This window comes from Labedella endophytica (genome assembly GCF_003990045.1).
Lineage (GTDB): Bacteria > Actinomycetota > Actinomycetes > Actinomycetales > Microbacteriaceae > Labedella > Labedella endophytica.
The window spans coordinates 83,689-106,111 of the sequence record NZ_RZGZ01000002.1; the positions used below are offsets into that span (position 1 = coordinate 83,689).

Below are 22,423 nucleotides of genomic sequence, written 5' to 3' on the forward strand. Positions count from 1 at the left end.
TCAGTCCTCACGTTCGCCGGAGAGCAGGAGATACAGCACGGCCATACGCGCGGAGACACCGTTGGCGACCTGCTCGCGCACCGTGGACTGCGGGGAGTCCGCCGCTCGGGAGGAGATCTCGAGTCCGCGGTTCATCGGTCCGGGGTGCATGACAATCGTATCCGGGCCGAGACGTGCCAATCGCTCGTCGTCGAGGCCCCAGCGGCGGGCGTACTCGTGGGGGCTCGGGAAGAATGCGTCCTTCATGCGTTCGGTCTGGATGCGCAGCATCATGACGACTTCCGGCTGCGTCGCGAGCGTCGCGTCGAGGTCGTACGACGTCTCGGCCGGCCAGCCCGTGAGGTCGAGGGGGATGAGCGTCGGCGGACCGACGAACACCGTCCGGGCGCCGAGAGCCGACAGCAACCACACGTTGGAGCGGGCGACGCGCGAGTGCAGGATGTCGCCGACGATCGCGACGGTGATGCCGTCGAGGCCGCGTCCCCTGCTCGCGGTGCCGTGGATGCGGCGGCGCATGGTGAAGGCGTCGAGGAGGGCCTGCGTCGGGTGCTCGTGGGTGCCGTCGCCGGCGTTCACGATCCCCGCGTCGATCCAACCGCTCGCGGCGAGCGTGTGGGGGGCGCCCGACGCGCCGTGGCGGATGACGACGGCGTCCGCGCCCATCTCCTCGAGCGTCTGTGCCGTGTCCTTGAGGCTCTCCCCCTTGGAGACGCTCGATCCCTTCGCGCTGAAGTTGATGACGTCGGCCGAGAGACGCTTCGCCGCCGCCTCGAACGAGATGCGCGTGCGGGTCGAGTCCTCGAAGAAGAGGTTGACGACGGTCTTGCCGCGCAGCGTCGGGAGCTTCCGCACCTCGCGCGTCTGTGTGTCGGCCATGTCCTCCGCGACATCGAGGATGTGGATCGCGTCGTCGCGCGACAGGTCGCGAGTGGACAGGAGGTGGCGCATCACGACGCGCTCCCCTCGATCGAGGAGCCCTGATCGCCTGTGGGCCCCTGCTCGATCGTGACGGACTCCTCGCCGTCCACGTCCTCGAGCCGGACGTAGATGCGCTCGCTCGGGGACGACGGCAGGTTCTTGCCGACGAAGTCGGGGCGGATCGGGAGTTCGCGGTGTCCTCGGTCGACGAGCGCGGCGAGACGCACGGCGCGCGGGCGCCCGATGTCGCCGATGGCGTCGAGCGCCGCGCGGATGGTGCGGCCCGAATACAGGACGTCGTCGACGAGGACCACCGTGGCGCCGTCGACGCCGCGTGGCGGGATCGAGGTGGGCGAGGGTGCGCGCGTGGGGTGCCGCGAGAGGTCGTCGCGGTACATCGTCACGTCGAGCGAACCGACGGGCACGTCGATGCCGGAGAACTCCGACACGAGGGTCGCGATGCGACGGGCGAGGACGACGCCGCGCGTGGGGATGCCGAGGATGACGAGATCGTCCGCTCCGCGATTGGACTCGAGGATCTCGTGTGCGATGCGGGTCAGCGCCCGCGAGATGTCAGCATGCTGCAGCACGATACGTGCGCCCATGTCCGACTCCCTTCTCCGCCTCTCGGACGGTGTTAAAGGTTGTCTCGTTGCTTCCTCGACCCTACCAGCCTCCCCGAGGACGCTCGTGCGAGCGCCGTGGGTGTGAACTGTGGTCAGGAGGCCTGCTGGGCGATGCGTCCGAGGAGCCCGTTGACGAAGCTCGGGGAGTCGTCCGTCGAGTACTCCTTGGCCGCCTCGACGGCCTCGTCGATCGCGACCCCGGTGGGGATCTCCTCGTTGAAGAGGACCTCCCACACGCCGATGCGCAGGATCGCCCGGTCGATGGCCGGCATGCGATCGAGCGACCAGCCCTGCGAGAACGTCTCGATCTGCTCGTCGATCTCGACCTGGTTGTCGATCACGCCGTCGACGATGTCGCGCGCGTACAACCACGACGCCGCACGATCGGGCTCGCTCGCCGCGCGGCCGGCCTCGGCCGACAAAGACTCCGACGGCGTGATCTGACGCACGTCCGCCGAGTACAGGATGTCGAGCGCGCGCTTGCGCGCCTTCGTCCGAGCGCCCACTAGTCGGTGACCCGGCCCAGGTAGTCGCCCGTTCGCGTGTCGACCTTCACCCGGGTGCCCGTCTCGACGAAGAGCGGCACCTGGATCTGGTGACCGGTCTCCACGGTCGCCGGCTTCGTGCCGCCCGTGGAACGGTCTCCCTGGAGGCCCGGTTCCGTGTAGGTGATCTCGAGAACGACGGAGGCGGGGAGCTCGACGTAGAGCGGGTTGCCGTTGTTGAGCGCGACGGTGGCCATCTGGTTCTCGAGCATGAAGTTGGCGGCGTCGCCGACGATCTCGCTGGGGACCGTGATCTGGTCGTAGTCGCTCGTGTCCATGAACACGAAGCCCGAGCCGTCGTTGTAGAGGTACTGGTAGTCGCGGCGGTCGACGTTCTCGGTCTCGATCTTCGTGCCGGCGTTGTACGTCTTGTCGACGACCTTGCCGGTCATGATGTTCTTGAGCTTGGTGCGGACGAACGCGCCGCCCTTGCCCGGCTTGACGTGCTGGAACTCGATGACGGACCACAGCTGTCCGTCGATGTTGATGACGACGCCGTTTCTGATGTCAGCGGTTGAAGCCATGGGGTATCCGTTCGGTACGCGTTCAGGGGAAGCGGTCGAGAACCGCGAAGGGGCCGGATCGGCCAGCATCCGAGTGTACCGCAGGCGATCCTCCGGGAATCGAGCGGGCCGCCGTCGGGTCAGCTACCGGAGACGATGTGGAGCAGCGCCAGCCGGTAGGAGTCGAAGCCGAAGCCCGCGATGACCCCTGACGCCACCCCCGAGATGACGCTCGTGTGGCGGAACGTCTCCCGCGCGTGCGGGTTCGAGATATGGACCTCGATGAGGGTGCCGCCCGGTTTCGTCACGAGGGCGGCCGCGTCGCGCAACCCGTAGCTGTAGTGGGTGAACGCCGCCGGGTTGAGAATGACGGGCGAGCCGGTGTCGACGGCCTCGTGCAGCCACGAGATGAGCGTTCCCTCGTCGTCGGTCTGACGGAGGTCGAGCGCCCATCCGTCCGGGAGGTCCGCGGCGAGGGACTCCCGCAGCGCGTCGAGGTCGGCGGAGCCGTAGACGTCGGGTTCGCGGCTGCCGAGGCGTCCGAGGTTCGGGCCGTTGAGGACGAGGACGGTCGGCATGCCTATGAACCAATCTCCTGGTACGCGCTGAACATCAGGGACTGATCGGGCGCGGTCAGTACGCTCGGCCGCGCGATGTCGTCGAGCACGATGAACCGCATGTGCCCGGCACGCGCCTTCTTGTCCCGTTGCATCGTCGCGAGCAACGTGTTCCAGCGCCCCACCGGGTAGTCGATCGGCAGGTCGAGCGACGAGAGCACGGAGCGGTGGCGATCCACCACGGCGTCGGACAGCGGGCCGGAGAGGCGGCCGAGCTCCGCCGCGAAGACCATGCCGATCGCCACGGCGGCACCGTGGCGCCACTGATACCGCTCGGCGTGCTCGATCGCGTGACCGAGGGTGTGACCGTAGTTGAGGATCTCCCGACGACCCTGCTCGGTGAAGTCCTCGCTCACCACGGCGGCCTTGAGAGCGATCGAACGCTCCACGACGTCGCGGAACTCCTCCGTCGTCGGGTCCGTGACGCGCGCGACATCCGACTCGATGACGTCGAGGATGCGGGGGTCGCCGATGAAGCCGCACTTCACGACCTCGGCGAAACCGGCGAGGATCTCGTTGCGCGGGAGCGTGCCGAGCAGATCGAGATCGGCGATCACCGCGGAGGGCGAGTGGAACGCGCCCACGAGGTTCTTGCCCTCGTTGGTGTTGATCCCCGTCTTACCGCCGACGGCCGCGTCCACCATACCCAGCACGGTCGTCGGGATCTGCACGACCCGCACGCCGCGCAACCACGTCGCGGCCACGAAACCCGCGAGGTCGGTCACCGCACCGCCGCCGAGGCCGATGACGGCGTCGCTCCGGGTGAAGTCGGCCTGACCGAGGATCTGCCAGCAGAAGGCTGCGACCTCGACGCGCTTGCCCGTCTCGGCGTCGGGCACCTCAGCGAGGAGGACCTCGAGCGAGGAGTCGAGGAGCCGCTCGCGCAGCCCCGCTGCGACGGCCCCGAGGGTGGACGGGTGCACGATGAGCACCTTGCGCACGCCCGATCCGAGGGCCGTGGAGACCTCCCCGAGGAGGTCGCGTCCCACGTGCACGGCATAGCCGTCCTCGCCGCCGACCTGGATGGGTGCGGAGTCCGCGCCTCCCGTCGTTCCGTTCATGTCCGTCCTTCCCGTGGTCATATGCGTCCTCTCGCCCAGTCGGCGATCTCGTCGGCGAGCCGTGAGATCGGAAGTCTCGATGTGTCCCAGGTGGCCGTCGCGAGCCGTTCGTACGTCGGGCGGCGTTCGGCGAAGATGCGCTCCCACGACTCGATACCGTCGGTGAGCAGCGGCCGGTTCGATCCGGCGATGCGTGATCGGACGACCTCGGCGCTGACAGTGAGGTAGACGACCGTCGCCGACTCGAGCAGCGTCGCCGTGTCGGGGTGCAGGACGGCACCGCCGCCGAGCGAGACGACCGATCGCTTGCCGACGGATCGCGCCACAGCGGCCCGCTCGTACGCGCGGAAGGCATCCTCGCCCTCGCTCTCGAAGATCGCGGGGATGGGGCCGTGCTCGGAGACGATCATGCGATCCGTGTCGGTGAACGGGACCCCGAGGTGCCGCGCGACTCGGCGCCCGATCTTCGACTTCCCGGCCGCCATCGGTCCGATCAGGACGAGGGCGCGGACGTCGGGATCAGACACCCGCTGGGACCGCTCCGGCGTCGGTCTCACCGAGCCGCGCGTCGGATGCGGTGGCCGTGCGCAGCTCCTCGGGGATCGCCGCGAGGTACGACTCGAGGTTGCGGCGGGTCTCCCCCACCGAGTCGCCGCCGAACTTCTCGAGGACCGCGTCCGCGAGCACGAGCGCGACCATGGCCTCCGCGACGACGCCGGAGGCGGGCACGGCGCAGACGTCCGAGCGCTGGTGGTGCGCCGTGGCCGTCTCGCCGGTGGCGACGTCGACCGTGCGCAGGGAGTGGGGAACGGTCGCGATCGGCTTCATGCCGGCGCGCACGCGCAGCACCGTCCCGGTGCTCATCCCGCCCTCGGTCCCGCCGGCTCGGTCACTCGCTCGAACGATGCCGTCGTCGCCGACGAAGAGCTCGTCGTGTGCCTGCGAGCCCCGCCGCGTCGTGGTGAGGAACCCGTCGCCGACCTCGACACCCTTGATGGCCTGGATGCCCATGAGTGCCTGAGCGAGCCGACCGTCGAGACGGCGGTCCCAGTGCACGTGGGATCCGAGCCCGGGCGGCAGACCGTAGGCCAGCACCTCGACGACACCCCCGAGAGTGTCTCCGTCGCGCTTCGCGTCGTCGACCTCGGCGACCATGGCGGCGCTCGTGTCGGCGTGGAAGCAACGCAGCGGATCGGCGTCGAGCCGGTCGACGTCGTCGGGTCCCGGGAGGGGCGCCCCCTCCGGGACGCGCACGGGGCCGATCGAGAGGGTGTGGCTCACGAGCCGGATGCCGAGCTCAGAGAGGAAGGAGCGGGCGACCGCCCCGAGGGCGACGCGCGCGGCCGTCTCTCGGGCGCTCGCGCGCTCGAGGATCGGGCGGGCCTCGTCGAAGTCGTACTTCTGCATACCGACGAGATCGGCGTGGCCCGGGCGCGGGCGGGTCAGGGGCGCGCTGCGTCCGCGCGAGCGTTCGGTCGACTCGACCGGCTCCGGGCTCATGACCTCGCTCCACTTGGGCCATTCGGTATTACCGACGCGCAGGGCCACGGGGCTGCCGAGGCTCAAGCCGTGGCGGACGCCGCCCGAGAGGGTGAGCTCGTCCTCCTCGAACTTCATGCGGCTGCCGCGGCCGTAGCCGAGCTTGCGACGCGCGAGGTCCTCCCGCATCGCGTCGAGCGAGACGGGCACGCCGGAGGGCAGACCCTCGAGGATCGCGATGAGTTCCGGGCCGTGGGATTCCCCTGCGGTGAGCCAACGAAGCATGGTCCCATCCTTCCACAGCACCGGCGGCGAGCCGTTCCCGTGACGTCGCGTGCTCAGTCGAGCGCGGTGACGATTCCCGACGCCGGCATCCCGACCGCGTCGAACATCGCGACCGTGACGTGCTCTCCGACGTCCTTCCATGTCGCGTCCTCGACCGCGGCGAACAACCGCACCTGACGGGCCGCCTGGTGGACGAGCATCGAGAGCCCGTGCACGACGACGGCCCCACCCTGAAGACCGGCGGTCACGAAGGCGCTCGGCCACGGCGAGTACGCGACGTCGAGGAGGAGCGCACCCTCCCCGAACGATGCGAGCGCGGGTTCCGGCACGTCCGCTCCCCCGGGGAGCGTCGAGACCACGAGGTCGGCCGACACCGTCGCCGCCCCCTCGAGTCCGACAACGGTCGTCTCGAGGCCGAGAGATCGCGCCAGGCCGGCGACGCCCGCCGCGCGCTCCGCGGAGCGGGCAGCGATCGTCAGGCGGCGGGCGCCGAGATCGGAGGCGGCGACGACGGCGGAGGCCGCGGTCGCACCCGCTCCGACGACGAGGACGTCGCGTGCCTCCGGCCGACCGGCGCCCCGGACAGCACCGACGATCCCCCCGACGTCGGTGTTCGCCCCCCGCGGCGTGTGCAGACCGTCGGAGACCGATCCCACGAGGGTGTTCACGGCCCCGGTCAGCTCGGCGGCCCGATCCCGCGTCGAGGATGCAAGCCAGGCCTCCGTCTTGAGAGGCATCGTGACCGAAACACCCCGGCGGTGGGCTGGCGATGAGCTGAGGTAGCCGCCGAGCCCGCCGGAACCGACCTCCGTCACGTCGTACTCGGCATCGAAGCCGAGGGCCGCATACGCGGCGCGATGGAGCAACGGCGACTTCGAATGCCCGATCGGCGATCCGACCACGCCGAAGAGCGGACGCACGATCTCAGCGGACACGACGCGTCAGCACCCGCTGTCGGGATTGTCCGCGCACCACGACCGCAACTGCGCGACGGCGGCCTCGTGCTCCGCGATGGTGTTCGTGAAGACCGTCTCCCCCGTGTTCAGATTGACCGTCACGAAGAAGATCCAACTTCCGTCGGCCGGATTCATCGCGGCGTCGATCGCGATGTCGCCGGGGCTCGCGATCGGCCCGACGGGCAAGCCGTCGCGCTGGTAGGTGTTCCACGCGTTCACCGAGTCGAGCGCCTCGGCAGACGACCATACGGAGCCGGAGGCCTCGTCCACGCCGTACTGCGCCGTCGAGTCCATCTCGAGCCGCATCCCCACGTCGAGCCTGTTCTGAATGACCCGCGAGACCTTGTAGAAGTCGTCGGACTGACGTGCCTCGCGCTGGATGATCGAGGCGATCGTCAGCACCCGCTCGCGGTCCTCCACGGGCACGCCGGCGCTGTCGAGCGACGAGACCGTCCGGTCGACGAGGGTCTGCACCACCTGCTCCGCCGTCAGCCCGGGGTCGAACGTGTACGTGGCGGGGAAGAGCCATCCCTCCATCGAGACCGCCGAGGCCGGCACTCCGTACGCCGTGGGGTCGGCGACGGCCGCCTCGAAGTCCGCGACCGGGATGTCGGTCGCGGCCGACAGCTCCTCGATGATCGTCGCGCCGGTGAGTCCCTCCCGGATGACCGCGGTCCGTTCGATCTTGTTCGCCGGGTCCTGCAGCGCGTCGAGAGCCGATCGTGCGCTCATCTCCTCGGCGAGCCGATAGACACCGGGCTGGAAGACGACGTCGCCCTCCGCCAGCAGCAGGTCGTAGAACGCGTCGACGGTCTTCGTCACCCCCGACGACGCGAGCGTCCTGGCGATGTCGGTCCCGGTCTCGCCGTCGGCGATCGTGACGAGGACCTCGCCGGAACCGGTGCCGGTGAAGTCGTTCGGCTCCTCCCACCCCATGACGGAGCGGATCTGCGGCTCGAAGGTGTTCCAGACGTAGACCCCGCTCGCGACGAGTCCCGCGACGACGAGGAGGGTGATGATGGTGCCGACAAGACCCCGGCGGCTGCGCTTCTCGCGCGGCGGATAGCCGTCGTCGCGCGACGTCGCGCGGCGTCCGGCGCGGTTGGCCGCGACGGTCGGCTGCTCGGACGTCGCCGTCCCGAGGAGCACGTGCGGGGGCGCGTCGGCATCGAGCTCGGAATCGGGCTCGGATCCGGCTGTCTCTGCTCCACCGGGCTCGGATCCGACGTTCTCGGGTCCACCGGTCGGGCCGGACGCGCGTTCGCGAGCCTCTCGCCGCGACAGCGGCTGTGCCGGCGACTCCCCGACTCCGGTGGTCCGCTCGGAACCGGCCGGCTGCGGCCGGTCGCTCGACGCACCCCTGACCGGGTCGGCGCCACCGAGGAGGGCGGTGAAGGGATCCGGCTCGTCGGACGGGGCGTCGGGGTCTGGCGTACGGCTCATGGGGTGGGGGGCGTTTCCTCTGCGTCGACGGGCGTCCCGGGTGGCCGTCCCGTGCTGCGCTCGGTGTCGAGCGCGTGCTGCAGGATGACGACGGCGGCGATCTGATCCACGATCATACGGGACGATTTCTGACTCCGGCCCGACTGGCGTAGCGCCGAATTGGCGGACACCGTACTCAAGCGCTCATCGACGAGTCGGACCGGGAGACCCAGAACGGCCGCGAGCCGCACCGCGAAACCCCGCGCGTCATCGGTCGATGCGGTGGCCCGACCCGACAGGGCGAGGGGCAGCCCTACGAGCACCTCGGATGCCTCGTACTCGACGGCGAGCTCTCCGATCCTCGTCAGATCGGAACCGTCGCTCGCACGGCGAACCGTCTCGAGGGGCGTCGCGAGCATGCCGTGGAGATCGGATCGGGCGACCCCGACGCGCGCCTTCCCGACGTCGATGCCGAGCCGGACACCGGTGCGGAAGCCGTCGGCCGCCACCGATCAGGCGCCGATGCCCGCGACGATCGCGGAGAGCGCGGCGTCGATCTGCGACAGGTCGCTCCCGCCGCCCTGGGCGAGGTCGTCCTTGCCGCCGCCGCCGCCGCCGAGGACGCCGGCCGCGACGCGCACGAGCGCACCCGCCTTCACGCCGGCCGAGCGGGCCGATTCCGTGGTCGCGACGATCACGACAGGGCGCCCGGACACGTCGGCCGCGAGGGCCACGACCGCGGACTCCGACGCGAGCTTCGCGCGGACCTGCGTCGCGAGCGACCGCAGCTCGTCACCCGACGCGATCGAACCGAGGTTCTCCGCGACGACGAGCACGTCTCCCCGTCGGCGGCCGGCGGCGGCGAGGGTCGGCACGCGCTCGGCGAGAGCCCGTGACTCGAATGCCTGGATGCGCTTCTCCGCCTGCTTGAGACTCGACACGAGGTCGCCGATGCGCTCGGGAAGGGATTCACGCGGGGTCTTGAGGCTGCTCGAGAGCTGCGACACGATCGCCCGTTCGACGGCGAAGTCACGGAAGGCCTCCGGCCCGACGAGCGACTCCACCCGGCGACTCGTCGAGCCAACGGACGACTCGCTCACGAGGTTGACGATGCCCACCTCGGCGCTCGTGCGCACGTGGGTCCCCGCGCACAGCTCGCGCGACCACGGACCACCGATGTCGACGACGCGAACGACGTCGCCGTACTTCTCACCGAACAGGGCCATGGCCCCGAGGGACTTCGCCTCGTCGAGCGGCAGCTCGCGCGTGACGACCTCGAGGTTGTCCTGGATGGCGTTGTTCGCGATCTCCTCGATCTCCGAACGCGTCTCGGGCGAGAGCGCCTGATTCCAGGAGAAGTCGAGGCGGAGGTATCCGGCTTTGTTGTACGAACCCGACTGGTGTGCGTTCGGCCCGAGCACCTGACGGATCGCCGCGTGGATGAGGTGGGTTCCCGAGTGCGCCTGGCGCGCTCCCCTGCGGTAGGCGGCGTCGACGATCGAGGTCGCTGCGTCGTCCACGGCGACCTCGCCGGAGGACACACGCACGCTGTGGGAGATGAGCCCCTTCACGGGCTTCTGCACGTCGAGTACCTCGAGCTCGTAGCCGGGACCGACGATGAGCCCCTTGTCGGCATCCTGACCACCGGACTCCGCGTAGAGCGACGTCTCCGCCAGGATGACCTCGGCCGTCTGGCCGGCGCGCGCCACCGACACCGACTCGCCGCCGACGATGATGCCGAGGATCCGCGAGGACGTCTCGAGCTCGTCATAACCCGTGAAGACCGTCTCGCCGACGCGTCGGAACTCGCTGTAGGCCGACAGGTCGGCGAGGACGGACTTCTTCGCCTTCGCATCGGCCTTCGCCCGGGTGCGTTGCTGCGTCATGAGCGTGTCGAACGCGGCACGATCGACGGTGAGGCCCGCCTCCTCGGCGATCTCGAGGGTGAGGTCGATGGGGAACCCGTACGTGTCGTGCAGGAGGAAGGCCGTGTCACCCGGGAGCGCGGGCGTGCCCGCCGCCTTGGTCTTGTCGACCGCGAGGTCGAGGATCGTCGTCCCTCCCGCGAGGGTGCGCAGGAACGCCTCCTCTTCGCTGATCGCGGCGCGGGAGATACGGTCGTAGTCCGTCTCGACCTCGGGATACGCGGCCTTCATGGCGTCGCGGGACGCCGCGAACAGCTCGGGGAACGTCGCTCCGTCCACCCCGAGCAGGCGCATCGAGCGCACGCTGCGGCGGAGGAGGCGACGCAGGATGTACCCGCGTCCCTCGTTCGACGGCGTGATGCCGTCGCTCATGAGCATGAGCGACGAGCGAACGTGGTCGGCGATGACGCGCATGCGCACGTCGTCGTCGTGATCGGCTCCGTAGCGACGTCCCGAGAGCCGTGACGCCTCGTCGAGGACAGGACGCACCTGGTCGATCTCGTACATGTTCTCGACGCCCTGCTTGAGGAACGCGACGCGCTCGAGACCCATGCCGGTGTCGATGTTCTTGCGCGGCAGGTCTCCAGCGATGCGGAAATCGACCTTGCTGCGCACGTCCTCGATCGCGTACTGCATGAAGACGAGGTTCCAGATCTCCACGTAGCGGTCGTCGTCGGTGGCCGGTCCCCCGTCGGCTCCGTAAGCGGGACCGCGGTCGAAGAAGATCTCGGAGCAGGGGCCGGCGGGACCGGCCTGCCCGGTGGACCAGTAGTTGGTGTCCTTGCCGAGGCGCTGGATGCGCTCGTCCGGCAGTCCGGCGATCTGCTTCCAGAGCCGGATCGCTTCGTCGTCGTCCTCGTAGACCGTGACCCAGAGGTCCTTCTCGTCGAAGCCGTAGCCTCCGGCCGACTCGGGACTCGTGAGGAGCTCCCATGCGTAGCCGATGGCGCCATCCTTGAAGTAATCGCCGAAGGAGAAGTTGCCGTTCATCTGGAAGAACGTGCCGTGGCGCGGCGTCTTGCCGACTTCCTCGATGTCGTTCGTCCTGATGCACTTCTGCACGCTCGTGGCGCGCGGGTACGGCGCGGGCACGAGGCCCGTGAGGTACGGGATGAACGGGACCATGCCGGCCACGGTGAAGAGGAGGGTCGGGTCGTCGCTCACGAGCGACGCCGACGGCACGACGGTGTGGCCGCGGTCGCCGAAGTAGTCGAGCCAGCGTTGCCGGATGTCAGCTGTCTGCATGGTTCCGTTCGAGTCGTTTCGGGGCTTAGCAGCCCGGTGTTGTGGAAAAAAGGACGCGGAACCCGCGGCGGGTCAGTCCTTCGAGAGCCTGTCGATCGCGTCTTCCGCCTCACGCGTGACGCTCTCGAGCGACTCACGCAGTTCCGCCTCGCGCTCCTTGTACGCGTCGGCGATCGAGTCGCCGAACTCGCGCATCTTCTCGTCGATGTCGGCGAAGAACGCGGCTCCCCGCCGTGACCGGTTGATCTGGTGGGCGACGACGAATCCGCCGAGCATGCCGAGGACGAGGTAGGCGAGGGACTTCATGGGATTTCTCCTTGAGGGGACGTCGCGTGCAGGTGCTGACCAAGAAGCCATCCTAGTCGCGAGCTGCGCGGCGAAGCGCGGTGAACCGAGGGTCTACACGGCCTCGCGGACGAGCGACGGCGGACGACGAAGGGGGCCACGGCGAACCGTGACCCCCTTCGATTGGCGACAGACGCGTCAGCGCGCCGCGTAGTACTCGACGACGAGCTGCACTTCGCAGGTCACGGGGACCTCGGCGCGCTTCGGGTCGCGGACCAGGCGGACCTGGAGCTTGTCGAGCTCGACCTCGAGGTACGCCGGAACCTTCGGCAGGACGTCGGCGTGTCCGCCGGCGGCCGCGACCTGGAAGGGCTCGGTGCCCTCGCTGCGAGCCTTGACGTGGATGAGCTGTCCCGGCTTCACGCGGAAGGAGGGACGGTCGACGATCTTGCCGTCGATGAGGATGTGACGGTGCACGACCATCTGGCGCGCCTGCGCCGTGGTGCGGGCGAGGCCGGCACGCAGGACGAGGGCGTCGAGGCGGTGCTCGAGGATCTCGACGAGGTTCTCACCCGTGAGGCCCTTCGTGCGACGCGCCTCTTCGAAGGCGATGCGGAGCTGCTTCTCGCGGATGCCGTACTGGGCACGGAGACGCTGCTTCTCGCGCAGACGAACGGCATAGTCCGAATCGGCCTTGCGCTTGGAGCGGCCGTGCTCGCCCGGGGCGTATGGACGCTTCTCGAGGTAACGAGCGGCCTTCGGGGTGAGCGCGATGCCGAGGGCACGCGACAGACGGGTCTTGCTACGGGTACGTGACTTGGTAGACACGGTTTCCTTTCGGATGGAAGTCTCTGACGTTCCGCGGCGCCGTCGGCGCTGCGGGTCGGGGTGCGTACACGCTCCCCGGAAAGTCCACGGGGGAACCTTCCGAACGGATCGGCTCGACCACACATCCGGGAGAGACTCCCGGCGCACGATCGATCGATGTTCGGTTGTAAGAGGGTTCGGGCCGGGGCCGCTCGGCTACAGAGCGCATCCCGTCGGCCGATCTCGCGCAGCCGCACGCTTCGATCGGACCTAGGCCGTCGACAATCCTAGCACGGAGATCCCCGCCACCCCGCTCTCCGACCGGCGTTCGGACGTGACCGCTCAGCCCGTGATCCCGCGGATGATGCGGCGGAGCTTGTCGAGCCGCGAGGAGACCTCGCGCTCGTGGCCGTGCGTGGTCGGGCGGTAGTACTGTGCGGTCCGCAACTCGTCGGGGAGGTACTGCTGGGCCACGACTCCGAGGTCGGCGTCGTGGGGGTATTTGTAGCCCTTGCCATGCCCGAGCTTCTTGGCCCCGGCGTAGTGCGCGTCGCGGAGGTGCAGGGGGACCCGGCCGAATGCCCCGGCCCGCACATCGGCGATGGCGGCGTTTATGCCGTTGTACGCGGCGTTGGACTTCGCTGCCGTCGCGAGGTACACCGTCGCCTCGGCGAGAGGGATGCGTCCCTCCGGCATCCCGATGAGTTGCACGGCGTCGGCCGCCGCGACGGCGATGGGGAGCGCCTGCGGATCGGCCATGCCCACGTCCTCGGACGCCGAGATGATCAGTCGCCTGGCGATGAAACGCGGGTCCTCCCCCGCCTCGATCATGCGCGCGAGGTAGTGGAGGGACGCATCCACGTCCGAGCCCCTGATCGACTTGATGAAGGCGCTGATGACGTCGTAGTGCTCGTCGCCGTTCTTGTCGTAGCGGAGGAGCGCGCGATCGACGGCCGTCGACACGATGTCGGCGGTGACGACGGCACGATCGTCGCCGTCCACGACCGCGGCGGCGGAGAACGCAGCGGCCTCGAGGGCGGTGAGCGCCCGGCGGGCGTCGCCGGACGCGAGTCGGACGATGGCGTCCTTCGCTCCGTCCTCGACGTCGACGCGGCCCGCGAGTCCGCGGGGATCCTCGACGGCACGGTCGACGAGGATCCGGAGGTCCTCGTCCGAGAGCTGCTGCAGGGTCAGGAGGAGCGACCGGGACAGCAGGGGCGAGATCACCGAGAACGATGGGTTCTCCGTGGTGGCTGCGATGAGGATGACCCAGCCGTTCTCGACGCCCGGGAGCAGCGCATCCTGCTGCGCCTTCGTGAAGCGGTGGATCTCGTCGAGGAACAGCACGGTCGACAGACCGTAGAGGTCTCGTCCCGAGAGCGCCTCCTCCATCACCTGGCGTACGTCCTTCACGCCGGCCGTGACCGCGGAGAGCTCGACGAAGCGGCGGCCGGAGGAGTGGGCGACGGCTTGCGCGATCGTCGTCTTCCCTGTGCCGGGCGGACCCCACAGGATGACGGACACCGATCCCTTGGTGCCCTCGGTGTCGCTCGCGAGACTCCACAGGGGGGAACCGGGACCGAGCAGATGGCGCTGACCGGCCACCTCGTCGAGGCTGCGCGGGCGCATGCGCACGGCGAGCGGGGACGACCCCGGATGCAGTCCGGGCGCGGAGGAGGCCATACGACCAGGCTACTGGCCCGGTCCGACACAGCGGCCGAGCGTGTCTTTTGGGGCTCGATCCCCCGTCCCCGTAAAGTGCTAGGGGGCTCGGGGGTAGAGAGCCCATCGTCCCGGGCAGAGACCCGAACAGCAGCGGAGGACCACGTGGCACCCAGCAAGAACGAGGAGCGCCAGGCACGCGAGGCGCGTCAGCGGCTCAAGGCCTACAAGGCACGCCAGGCCGTGCACGAGCACCGCACCTCGCGTCGGGTCCGTGACAACTGGATCGCCGCCGTACTCGTCGTCGTGGTCGCAGCGGGCGTCACCATCGGCCAACTCGCGTTTCTCCAGGTCGGACCGTTCGACACGGCCACCCCGGAGGCGTCCGCATCGGCGTCAGCCGATCCCTCGGCGGCTCCGGCCGTAGAGCTCCCGTCCCCCGACCTCGCCGAGGACCGCACCTGGACCGGAACGATGACGATCAACGACATCCCGCTCGACATCGAGCTCGACGGCGCGGCCGCGCCTCAGGGAGTCTCCGCCTTCGTCGCGCTCACGCAGGCCGGCTTCTACGACGGGCTGTCGTGCCACCGACTGACGACGTCGGAGGGATTCGGCGTCCTCCAGTGTGGAGACCCGAACGGCGACGGCTCGGGTGGGCCCGGCTTCAGCTATGGACCGATCGAGAACGCACCGGCCGATGACGTCTACCCGGCCGGCACGATCGCGATGGCCCGCCAGGGCGGCGACGGTTCCAGCATGGGCAGCCAGTTCTTCATCGTCTACACGGACACCACGATCCCCGCGGACGAGGCGGGCGGCTACACCGTCCTCGGACAGGTCACGAGCGGCCTCGAGGGACTCGTATCCGGTGTCGTCGACGCCGGCACCGCGGACGGCGGGACGGACGGCGCTCCGGCGGTCCCCGCCACTATCACCTCCGTAACGGTTCAGTAGTCGGTCGACGGCGCGGCTGCCGCGCGTAATAGGCTGGGCAACGATTCTGTACGGCCGCACCACAGCGCGGCCGCAAGCGACAAGGGTGATGCACGTGACAACGTCTGGGCAGCAGGAGTGGGGCCGCGTCGACGACGACGGCACCGTATACGTCCGAGAGGGTGATGACTGGCGCACCGTCGGCCAGTTCCCCGATGGGACACCGGACGAGGCGATGGCCTACTTCCAGAGGAAGTACACGGACCTCGCGGGTCAGGTGGTGCTGCTCGAGCAGCGCGCACGCAACGGCGCGCCCGCTGCGGACGTCGCGCGGGCCGTCAACCGTCTGAAGACCGAGCTCGAGGCTCCGAACGCCGTCGGCGATATCGAGTCGCTCCGCGTCCGGGTCGCCGCGCTCGACACGACGGTGTCCGAACTCACAGCCCAGCAGAACGTCGAGGCGCAGGCCGCCGTCGAGGCGGCCGTCGCCGAGCGCACGGCCATCGTCGAGGAGGCCGAGGCCCTCGCGGCGCTCGACCCGGCGAAGGTCCAGTGGAAGCAGGCGACCGAGAAGCTGGGCGATCTCTTCGCCCGCTGGCAGGCCCACCAGCAGACGGGTCCCAAGCTCCCGAAGAACGAGGCGAACGACCTCTGGAAGCGTTTCCGGACGGCTCGCACGACGATCGAGCAGCACCGTCGTACGTTCTTCGCCGAGCTCGACTCGGTCCATCGCGACGCGAAGACCAAGAAGACCGCTCTCATCGAGCGCGCGGAAGCGCTCATCCCGAAGGGCATCGAGGGCGTCCCGGGGTACCGCGATCTCCTCGACGAATGGAAGCAGTCAGGGCGCGCGGGCAAGAAGACGGACGACGCCCTGTGGGCCCGCTTCAAGGCGGCGGGCGACGCGATCTACCAGGCGAAGGCCGAAGTGGACGCCGCCGAGAACGAGGAGTACTCCGCGAACCTCGAGGTCAAGCTCGCTCTCCTGGAGGAGGCCGAGCCGCTCCTCGCGGAGAAGGACCTCGACACCGCGAAGAAGGCGCTGATCTCGATCCAGCGACGCTGGGATGCGGCCGGAAAGGTCCCGCGCGACCAGATCCGTCCCATCGAGGACCGGCTCCGCAAGGTCGAGCAGGCGGTTCGGACACTCGAGGACGACCAGTGGCGCCGCAACAACCCGGAGACGAAGGCCCGCACGGAGGGTCTCGCGTCGCAGCTCGGGTCGGCGATCGAGAAGCTCGAAGCGGAACTCGCCTCGGCGACCGCTTCCGGAGACGCACGCGCCGAGGCCGAGGCCCGCGAGGCGCTCGAGACGCGACGGGCGTGGCTCGACGCGATCGGTTGATCGGACAGCAGTGAGACGGCGGGGCCGGTGAGTGATCACCGGCCCCGCCGTCATTCGTCGTGTGTTGTCCACCGCCCCGCTCGATGACGGGATCGTCCACAGGACGCCGCTCAGCGAGGTCGACCCGTACCAGCGGAGCGCATGCTGTCGGGCATGTCCTCCCCCGCGCTCCCCCTCCTCTTCTTCGGCGGCCTCGAATTCTCGGTCGCCGAGCTGTCCGCCGCTCGTATCGACGGGGAGGTGGTGGCCGTCGGGGACGGTTTCGCGCCGGTCGGCCTGCCGGTGGACGTGCGCCACCGCGCGGCGGCGCTCGCCGCGGACGTGCCGCTCGGTTACACGCTCGTCGGCCGGAGCGCCGCCTGGGTGCACGGTGCGAGCGCTCGCTGCCCGGTACCCGTGGAGATCGGCGGTTCCGGACCGGCCGCACGCTGGGCCCGGCCCTATCGATCGGTCCGGACCATGCGGATCCGCGACGACCACCGCCTCGTCGTCGTGGTCGGACGCATCGGGGTGCCGGTGCTCTCTCCCGTGGCGACCGTCATCGACCTGGCCCGGCTGGATCCCACCCCCTCGGAGGCCGCACTCATGACGGCGGTCGTCCGTCGATGCCGGCTGACCCGGGAGTCGCTCCTCGACTCACTCGACGACTGGACCCACCTGCCCGGCAAGCGTCACATCGCGGAGAGACTTCGGGCCGCAACGGCGGGCGCGAGCGAGTCGTGACGCGACACGGCGTCGAACTCGTCAGCCGCCGTTGACCCGGTACACGTCGTAGACCGCGTCGATGCGGCGCACGGCGTTGAGGACGCGCTCGAGATGAGTCGTGTCCCCCATCTCGAAGACGAAGCGACTGATCGCGAGGCGGTTGTTCGACGTCGAGACCGTGGCGGACAGGATGTTCACGTGGTTCTCGCTGAGCACGCGGGTGACGTCCGAGAGGAGACCGGCGCGATCGAGGGCCTCGACCTGGATCTGCACGAGGAAGAGGCTCTTGGACGTCGGCGCCCAGTCCACGTCGATCATGCGCTCGGGCTCCTGGAGGAGCGACTGCACGTTGTGACAGTCCGAGCGGTGCACCGATACTCCCGTACCACGAGTGACGAAACCGACGATCTCGTCGCCCGGGACGGGGGTGCAGCACTTCGCGAGCTTGACGAGGATGTCCGGCGCCCCCCGGACGAGGACCCCGGAGTCGCTGTCCGGAAGCGGACGTGTCCGTCCCCGGACCGGGAAGTCCATGGCATCGGAGTCGTCCGCATCGGTCTCACCCTGGATCAGGGCCGCTACCTTCTCGAGAACCGATTGCGTCGAGACGTGTCCCTCGCCGACGGCGGCGTAGAGGCCCGAGACGTCCTCGTACCGGAGCTGCGAGGCGACCTCCGCGAACGAATCCTGGTTCATGAGCTTCTGCAGAGGCATGTTCTGCTTCCGCATCGCGCGGGCGATCGCATCCTTGCCCTGCTCGATGGCCTCGTCGCGGCGCTCCTTCGTGAACCACTGACGGATCTTGTTGCGCGCCCGCGGGCTCTTGACGAAGTTCAGCCAGTCCTGGCTGGGGCCGGAATCAGGGTTCTTCGACGTGAACACCTCGACGACGTCGCCACTGTTGAGCTCCGACTCGAGCGGCACGAGCCGTCCGTTGACCTTGGCGCCCATCGTGCGGTGGCCGACCTCGGTGTGAACCGCGTAGGCGAAGTCCACGGGAGACGCCCCGGCGGGCAGACCGATGACGCGGCCCTTCGGCGTGAAGACGTAGGTCTCCTTCGCCCCGATCTCGAAACGCAGGGAGTCGAGGAATTCGCTCGGATCGGCGGTCTCCGCCTGCCAGTCCGAGATGTGCGCGAGCCAGGCGAGGTCGTTCTCCGACGGCGCCCCCCCGGACTTCGTGCCGTTCATCCGCTCCTTGTACTTCCAGTGGGCGGCGACACCGTACTCGGCGTGCTGATGCATCTCGTGGGTGCGGATCTGGATCTCGACGGACTTGCCACCCGGCCCGATCACGGTCGTGTGGAGTGACTGATACAGGTTGAACTTGGGCGTGGCGATGTAGTCCTTGAACCGTCCGGGCAACGGCGTCCATCGCGCGTGGATGGAACCGAGGACGGCATAGCAGTCGCGCACGCTCCCCACGAGGACGCGGATTCCGACGAGGTCGTAGATGTCGTCGAAGTCCCGACCGCGCACGATCATCTTCTGGTAGATCGAGTAGTACTGCTTAGGCCGGCCCACGACCTTGCCCCGGATCTTGAGGCCCTTGAGGTCTTCGCCGACGGAATCGATGACGTTCTGCACGTACTCTTCGCGCTGCGGCGTCCGTTGACGCACGAGGCTCTCGATCTCGGCGTACAGCTTCGGGTGGAGCACCGCGAACGAGAGGTCCTCGAGCTCCCACTTGATCGTCTGGATACCGAGTCGGTGGGCGAGAGGTGCGTAGATCTCGAGCGTCTCGGTGGCCTTCCGCACCGCGGACTCCGGCTTGACGAAGCCCCACGTGCGCGCGTTGTGCAAGCGATCCGCGAGCTTGATGATGAGGACGCGGATGTCCTTCGACATCGCGACGATCATCTTGCGGACGGTCTCCGCCTGCGCACTGTCGCCGTACTTGACCTTGTCGAGCTTCGTGACGCCGTCCACGAGCATCGCGATCTCGTCGCCGAAGTCGCCCCTCAGGTCGTCGAGCGAGTACTCCGTGTCCTCGACGGTGTCGTGGAGCAGCGCAGCCGCGATGGTCTTCGAACCGATCCCGAGGTCCGCGAGGATCTGCGCGACGGCGACAGGGTGGGTGATGTACGGCTCACCGCTCTGACGCTTCTGGCCACGGTGCGCCCGCTCGGCGACGGTGTAGGCGCGCTCGATGATCGAGATGTCGGCCTTGGGCTCGTGCATCCGGACCGTCCGGATCAAGCGGTCGACCGCACCGGCCGGCTGCGCCCGCGAGAAGATGCGGGGCACCAGACGGCGCAGAGAGGCGGTCTGCGACGGAGTCGTCTCGGTCATCGCGCGCACCACCTCTCTGTTCCGAGGTTACTCTGCGTCGACGGTCTGTCCGGCCACAGCGGGGCGCGCGGCCGGCGAGGTCGAACGGGATCGCGTCGCCAGGATCCGCTTGTCGCGTCGAGCCAGGTCGGGCTCGCCCTCACGGAACAGCGCGTAGAGCGGCGCCGCGACGAAGATCGTCGAGTACGTGGCAACGAGGATTCCGACGAGCAGCGACAGCGAGATGTCGCGCAGCGTCTCGGCCCCGAGGACGAACGCGCCGATGACGAGAATCGCGGCGACCGGCAGAGCGGCGACGACGGAGGTGTTGATGGAGCGCACGAGCGTCTGGTTGACGGCGAGGTTGACCGACTCCGCGAAGGTCCGCGGAGACTCCTCCCCGTCCTCGGAGGTGTTCTCCCTGATCTTGTCGAACACCACCACGGTGTCGTAGAGCGAATACCCGAGGATCGTGAGGAAACCGATGACGGCGGCCGGCGTGATCTCGAACCCGCTGAGCGCATAGACGCCGAGGGTGATCACGAGAACGTCGACGAGCGCGATGATGGCCGCGGCCGACATCTTCCACGTGCGGAAGTAGATGGCCATGATGGCGAACGTGAGGACGAGGAAGATCACGAGACCCGTCAGGGCCTGCCGCGTGACGTCCTGACCCCATGAGGCGCCGATGAAGGAGGTGCTGACCTCGCTCGAGTCGACTCCGTAGGCCGCGGCGAGGGATTCAGCCACCGCGGTCGACTCGGTGGGCGTCAGCTGGTCGGTCTGCACGCGGACGGACGACTCGCCGACCGTCGTGACCCGGGGCACCGCGTCGGGTGCCGCCCCGGCGACGGCCTCCGTCGCGACGTTCTGATCGGTCGTGTCGGCGTCCGCGATCGTGAACTCCGACCCGCCCGTGAACTCGATGCCGAAGTTGAAGAAGTTGCCCGTCGTCGCGCCCTTGACGAGCGGCACGGCGATCGAGCCGAGGACGAGGAGAATCGCCACGGTGAACCAGATCCGGCGGTTGCCGACGAAGTTGATGGACCGCTTCCCCGTATAGAGGTCGTTACCGAACTGCGTGAGGTTGGCCATCAGGAGTCCTTGTCCTTCTTCGTCGAGGACGCCGGGGTGGTCCCCTGCGCCTCAGCGAGCTTGCGTTCGGCGATGGTCTGGCGGCGCTGCGCCTCGCGACTCGATCGCGCGAGCTTCGCCTGCTTCTCGGTCTCGGTCGGTGACCGGAACTGCGCACGACCGCGGTAGACGGCGCCGAGAGCTTTCGGATCGAGACCCGAGAGCTTGTGACCGCTCGAGAAGAACCGTGTCTGTGCAAGCAGCTGGAGCATCGGGTGTGTGAACAGGAGCACGACGAGCACGTCGATGATCGTGGTCAGACCGAGGGTGAACGCGAACCCACGCACGTTGCCGACCGCGACGGCATACAGGACCACCGCGGCGAGGAGATTGACGCCCTTGGATGCGTAGATGGTGCGCTTCGCGCGCTTCCACGCGGCCTCGACGGCGGATTCGAGCCCGCGTCCGTCACGCAGTTCGTCTCGGATTCGTTCGAAGTACACGATGAACGAGTCGGCCGTGAAGCCGATCGCGACGATGATTCCCGCGACACCGGCGAGGGAGAGCCGGTAGCCCTGTCGCCAGGACAGCAGGGCGATCGCGAGGTAGGTGAGCACACCGGCCACGACGAGCGATGCGATCGTGACGAAGCCGAGCAGGCGGTACTGGAAGAGCGTGTAGATCACGACGAGGATCAGTCCGATGAGGCCGGCGATGAGGCCGATCTGGAGCTGGGCTGAACCGAGGGTCGCGGAGATCTGCTCGGAGGACGACACCTCGAAGCTGATCGGCAGTGCGCCGTACTTCAGCTGGTCGGCGAGCGTCTTCGCGGTCTCCTCCGTGAAGCTTCCAGAGATGCTCGGTCGGCCGTCCGTGATGAGTCCGTTCATCGACGGGGCCGAGATGACCGAACCGTCGAGCACGAAGGCGAACTGGTTCTGGGGCGCCGTCGCTCCGTAGAGACGCTGGCTGATGTCGGCGAAGATCTCGGTGCCGTCACCGTCGAGGGTGATGTTGACGACCCACTGTCCCGTCGTTCCGCCGGACTGCGTCGTCTGGAGTCCGCTCGTGGCGTCGGTGATGGCCGATCCGCTGAGCTCGACCGGTCCGAGGATGTACTTGACGCTGCCGTCCGACTCGCACGTGACGAGGGGCTCGTCGTCGGGGGCGTCTCCGGCGTCGGCCGGCGGGTTGTTGCAGTCGTATGCCTGGAACTCCGCCTGGAGCGCCGGGGTGACGTAGGCGAGGTCGCTCGCACTCGTCGGGGCGACGCTCGGGGTCGACTCGAGGGCCGGGTCAGGCGGCGGGTAGGGCGTCTCGACCCCGTCCTCCCCGACGAACGTGTTGGCCGGTGCCGAGGTCGTGAGCACGGGACGGAACTCCAGCTGAGCGGACGCCTCGATCCGGGCACGCGTCTCCTCGTCGGCCTCACCAGGGATGGAGACGACGATGTTGCGTCCACCCTGGGTGTTGACCTCCGCCTCGGAGACACCGGAGGCGTCGACGCGCTGGCGGATGATCGCCACGGCCTGGCTCAACTGCTCCTGGGTGACCTCCTGGCCGTCCTCCAGTTGGGCCTCGAGGATGATCTGCGTACCGCCCTCGAGGTCGAGGGCGAGTTTGGGACTCGTACTCGCCTCCCCCCAGATGACGCCGCCCGCGAGGACGGCCCCGAGGATGAGGAGGATCGCGCCCAACCACGCGAGTGAACGCGACGCATTTCTGACCGGGGTCGAACGTGCCAACTCGGTGTACT

21 protein-coding genes are annotated in these 22,423 nt (G+C 68.8%); 3 read left to right on the forward strand and 18 right to left on the reverse strand.

Annotated elements, in window-relative coordinates; translation table 11 throughout:
* The 15 genes from ELQ94_RS03920 to ELQ94_RS03990 all read right to left on the reverse strand — a co-directional run bounded on the left by ELQ94_RS03920 (position 1) and on the right by ELQ94_RS03990 (position 14,357).
* A complete protein-coding gene (locus ELQ94_RS03920; protein WP_127050015.1) occupies positions 1–948 on the reverse strand; it encodes an aspartate carbamoyltransferase catalytic subunit in 948 nt (315 codons plus the stop codon).
* Positions 948–1,640, reverse strand: a complete 693-nt coding sequence (pyrR, locus tag ELQ94_RS03925) for a bifunctional pyr operon transcriptional regulator/uracil phosphoribosyltransferase PyrR (RefSeq protein WP_424977180.1) — start codon at positions 1,638–1,640, stop codon at positions 948–950. Before pyrR ends, ELQ94_RS03920 begins: the two co-directional genes overlap by 1 nt.
* Positions 1,637–2,050 carry a transcription antitermination factor NusB gene (gene nusB, locus ELQ94_RS03930; protein ID WP_127047452.1) on the reverse strand — a complete coding sequence of 138 codons (414 nt, stop codon included), beginning with the start codon at positions 2,048–2,050 and terminating at the stop codon, positions 1,637–1,639. Before nusB ends, pyrR begins: the two co-directional genes overlap by 4 nt.
* On the reverse strand, positions 2,050–2,613 hold the full coding sequence (gene efp / locus ELQ94_RS03935) for an elongation factor P (protein ID WP_127047454.1): 564 nt from the start codon (positions 2,611–2,613) through the stop codon (positions 2,050–2,052). Before efp ends, nusB begins: the two co-directional genes overlap by 1 nt.
* A 119-nt stretch (positions 2,614–2,732) precedes the next feature.
* On the reverse strand, positions 2,733–3,170 hold the full coding sequence (locus ELQ94_RS03940) for a type II 3-dehydroquinate dehydratase (protein WP_127047456.1): 438 nt from the start codon (positions 3,168–3,170) through the stop codon (positions 2,733–2,735).
* 2 nt (positions 3,171–3,172) lie between these two features.
* Positions 3,173–4,270 carry a 3-dehydroquinate synthase gene (aroB, locus tag ELQ94_RS03945; RefSeq protein WP_127047458.1) on the reverse strand — a complete coding sequence of 366 codons (1,098 nt, stop codon included), beginning with the start codon at positions 4,268–4,270 and terminating at the stop codon, positions 3,173–3,175.
* Positions 4,271–4,287: 17 nt separating this feature from the next.
* On the reverse strand, positions 4,288–4,797 hold the full coding sequence (locus ELQ94_RS03950; protein WP_243696851.1) for a shikimate kinase: 510 nt from the start codon (positions 4,795–4,797) through the stop codon (positions 4,288–4,290).
* A complete protein-coding gene (aroC, locus tag ELQ94_RS03955; protein ID WP_127047460.1) occupies positions 4,790–6,034 on the reverse strand; it encodes a chorismate synthase in 1,245 nt (414 codons plus the stop codon). The genes ELQ94_RS03950 and aroC overlap by 8 nt, the downstream gene beginning before the upstream one ends.
* A gap of 53 nt (positions 6,035–6,087) precedes the next feature.
* Complete coding sequence (locus ELQ94_RS03960; RefSeq protein ID WP_127047462.1) at positions 6,088–6,969, reverse strand: shikimate dehydrogenase family protein; 882 nt, start codon at positions 6,967–6,969, stop codon at positions 6,088–6,090.
* Between the two features lie 6 nt (positions 6,970–6,975).
* Positions 6,976–8,433, reverse strand: a complete 1,458-nt coding sequence (gene mltG / locus ELQ94_RS03965; RefSeq protein WP_127047464.1) for an endolytic transglycosylase MltG — start codon at positions 8,431–8,433, stop codon at positions 6,976–6,978.
* A complete protein-coding gene (ruvX, locus tag ELQ94_RS03970; protein ID WP_127047466.1) occupies positions 8,430–8,921 on the reverse strand; it encodes a Holliday junction resolvase RuvX in 492 nt (163 codons plus the stop codon). Before ruvX ends, mltG begins: the two co-directional genes overlap by 4 nt.
* Positions 8,922–8,924: 3 nt before the next feature.
* A complete protein-coding gene (gene alaS / locus ELQ94_RS03975; protein ID WP_127047468.1) occupies positions 8,925–11,582 on the reverse strand; it encodes an alanine--tRNA ligase in 2,658 nt (885 codons plus the stop codon).
* A gap of 72 nt (positions 11,583–11,654) precedes the next feature.
* Positions 11,655–11,888: a hypothetical protein gene (locus ELQ94_RS03980; protein WP_127047470.1), complete on the reverse strand. Its 234-nt coding sequence runs from the start codon at positions 11,886–11,888 to the stop codon at positions 11,655–11,657.
* A gap of 177 nt (positions 11,889–12,065) precedes the next feature.
* Entirely contained in the window at positions 12,066–12,695 is a 630-nt protein-coding gene (gene rpsD / locus ELQ94_RS03985) for a 30S ribosomal protein S4 (protein WP_127047472.1), read from the reverse strand.
* A gap of 321 nt (positions 12,696–13,016) precedes the next feature.
* Positions 13,017–14,357 carry a replication-associated recombination protein A gene (locus tag ELQ94_RS03990; protein ID WP_127047474.1) on the reverse strand — a complete coding sequence of 447 codons (1,341 nt, stop codon included), beginning with the start codon at positions 14,355–14,357 and terminating at the stop codon, positions 13,017–13,019.
* Between the two features lie 144 nt (positions 14,358–14,501).
* Between ELQ94_RS03990 and ELQ94_RS03995 the strand changes: the two genes are divergently transcribed.
* From ELQ94_RS03995 to ELQ94_RS04005, 3 genes are all read left to right on the forward strand, one after another.
* Entirely contained in the window at positions 14,502–15,293 is a 792-nt protein-coding gene (locus ELQ94_RS03995; protein ID WP_127047476.1) for a peptidylprolyl isomerase, read from the forward strand.
* 94 nt (positions 15,294–15,387) lie between these two features.
* Positions 15,388–16,617 carry a DUF349 domain-containing protein gene (locus ELQ94_RS04000; RefSeq protein ID WP_424976770.1) on the forward strand — a complete coding sequence of 410 codons (1,230 nt, stop codon included), beginning with the start codon at positions 15,388–15,390 and terminating at the stop codon, positions 16,615–16,617.
* 153 nt (positions 16,618–16,770) lie between these two features.
* The gene (locus tag ELQ94_RS04005) at positions 16,771–17,340 is read left to right on the forward strand and encodes a hypothetical protein (protein ID WP_127047480.1); all 570 of its coding nucleotides are present in this window, start codon (positions 16,771–16,773) and stop codon (positions 17,338–17,340) included.
* Between the two features lie 21 nt (positions 17,341–17,361).
* On the opposite strand, the gene ELQ94_RS04010 is transcribed toward ELQ94_RS04005, so the two are convergent.
* From ELQ94_RS04010 to secD, 3 genes are read right to left on the reverse strand one after another with little or no spacing between them, the layout of a single operon-like run.
* Positions 17,362–19,614 (reverse strand): RelA/SpoT family protein, encoded by a 2,253-nt coding sequence (locus ELQ94_RS04010; RefSeq protein ID WP_127047482.1) that lies wholly within the window; start codon positions 19,612–19,614, stop codon positions 17,362–17,364.
* Positions 19,615–19,641: 27 nt separating this feature from the next.
* Positions 19,642–20,688: a protein translocase subunit SecF gene (gene secF, locus ELQ94_RS04015; protein WP_127047485.1), complete on the reverse strand. Its 1,047-nt coding sequence runs from the start codon at positions 20,686–20,688 to the stop codon at positions 19,642–19,644.
* Positions 20,688–22,412, reverse strand: a complete 1,725-nt coding sequence (secD, locus tag ELQ94_RS04020; RefSeq protein WP_127047487.1) for a protein translocase subunit SecD — start codon at positions 22,410–22,412, stop codon at positions 20,688–20,690. Before secD ends, secF begins: the two co-directional genes overlap by 1 nt.
* Positions 22,413–22,423: the final 11 nt, after the last annotated feature.

Coding starts and splice junctions, on each gene's coding strand:
- ELQ94_RS03920 (WP_127050015.1), bottom strand. CDS start 948: ATGCGCCACCTCCTGTCCACTCGCGACCTGTCGCGCGACGACGCGATC.
- efp (WP_127047454.1), bottom strand. CDS start 2,613: ATGGCTTCAACCGCTGACATCAGAAACGGCGTCGTCATCAACATCGAC.
- ELQ94_RS03940 (WP_127047456.1), bottom strand. CDS start 3,170: ATGCCGACCGTCCTCGTCCTCAACGGCCCGAACCTCGGACGCCTCGGC.
- aroB (WP_127047458.1), bottom strand. CDS start 4,270: ATGAACGGAACGACGGGAGGCGCGGACTCCGCACCCATCCAGGTCGGC.
- aroC (WP_127047460.1), bottom strand. CDS start 6,034: ATGCTTCGTTGGCTCACCGCAGGGGAATCCCACGGCCCGGAACTCATC.
- mltG (WP_127047464.1), bottom strand. CDS start 8,433: ATGAGCCGTACGCCAGACCCCGACGCCCCGTCCGACGAGCCGGATCCC.
- alaS (WP_127047468.1), bottom strand. CDS start 11,582: ATGCAGACAGCTGACATCCGGCAACGCTGGCTCGACTACTTCGGCGAC.
- ELQ94_RS03980 (WP_127047470.1), bottom strand. CDS start 11,888: ATGAAGTCCCTCGCCTACCTCGTCCTCGGCATGCTCGGCGGATTCGTC.
- ELQ94_RS03990 (WP_127047474.1), bottom strand. CDS start 14,357: ATGGCCTCCTCCGCGCCCGGACTGCATCCGGGGTCGTCCCCGCTCGCC.
- ELQ94_RS04005 (WP_127047480.1), top strand. CDS start 16,771: ATGTCCTCCCCCGCGCTCCCCCTCCTCTTCTTCGGCGGCCTCGAATTC.
- ELQ94_RS04010 (WP_127047482.1), bottom strand. CDS start 19,614: ATGACCGAGACGACTCCGTCGCAGACCGCCTCTCTGCGCCGTCTGGTG.
- secF (WP_127047485.1), bottom strand. CDS start 20,688: ATGGCCAACCTCACGCAGTTCGGTAACGACCTCTATACGGGGAAGCGG.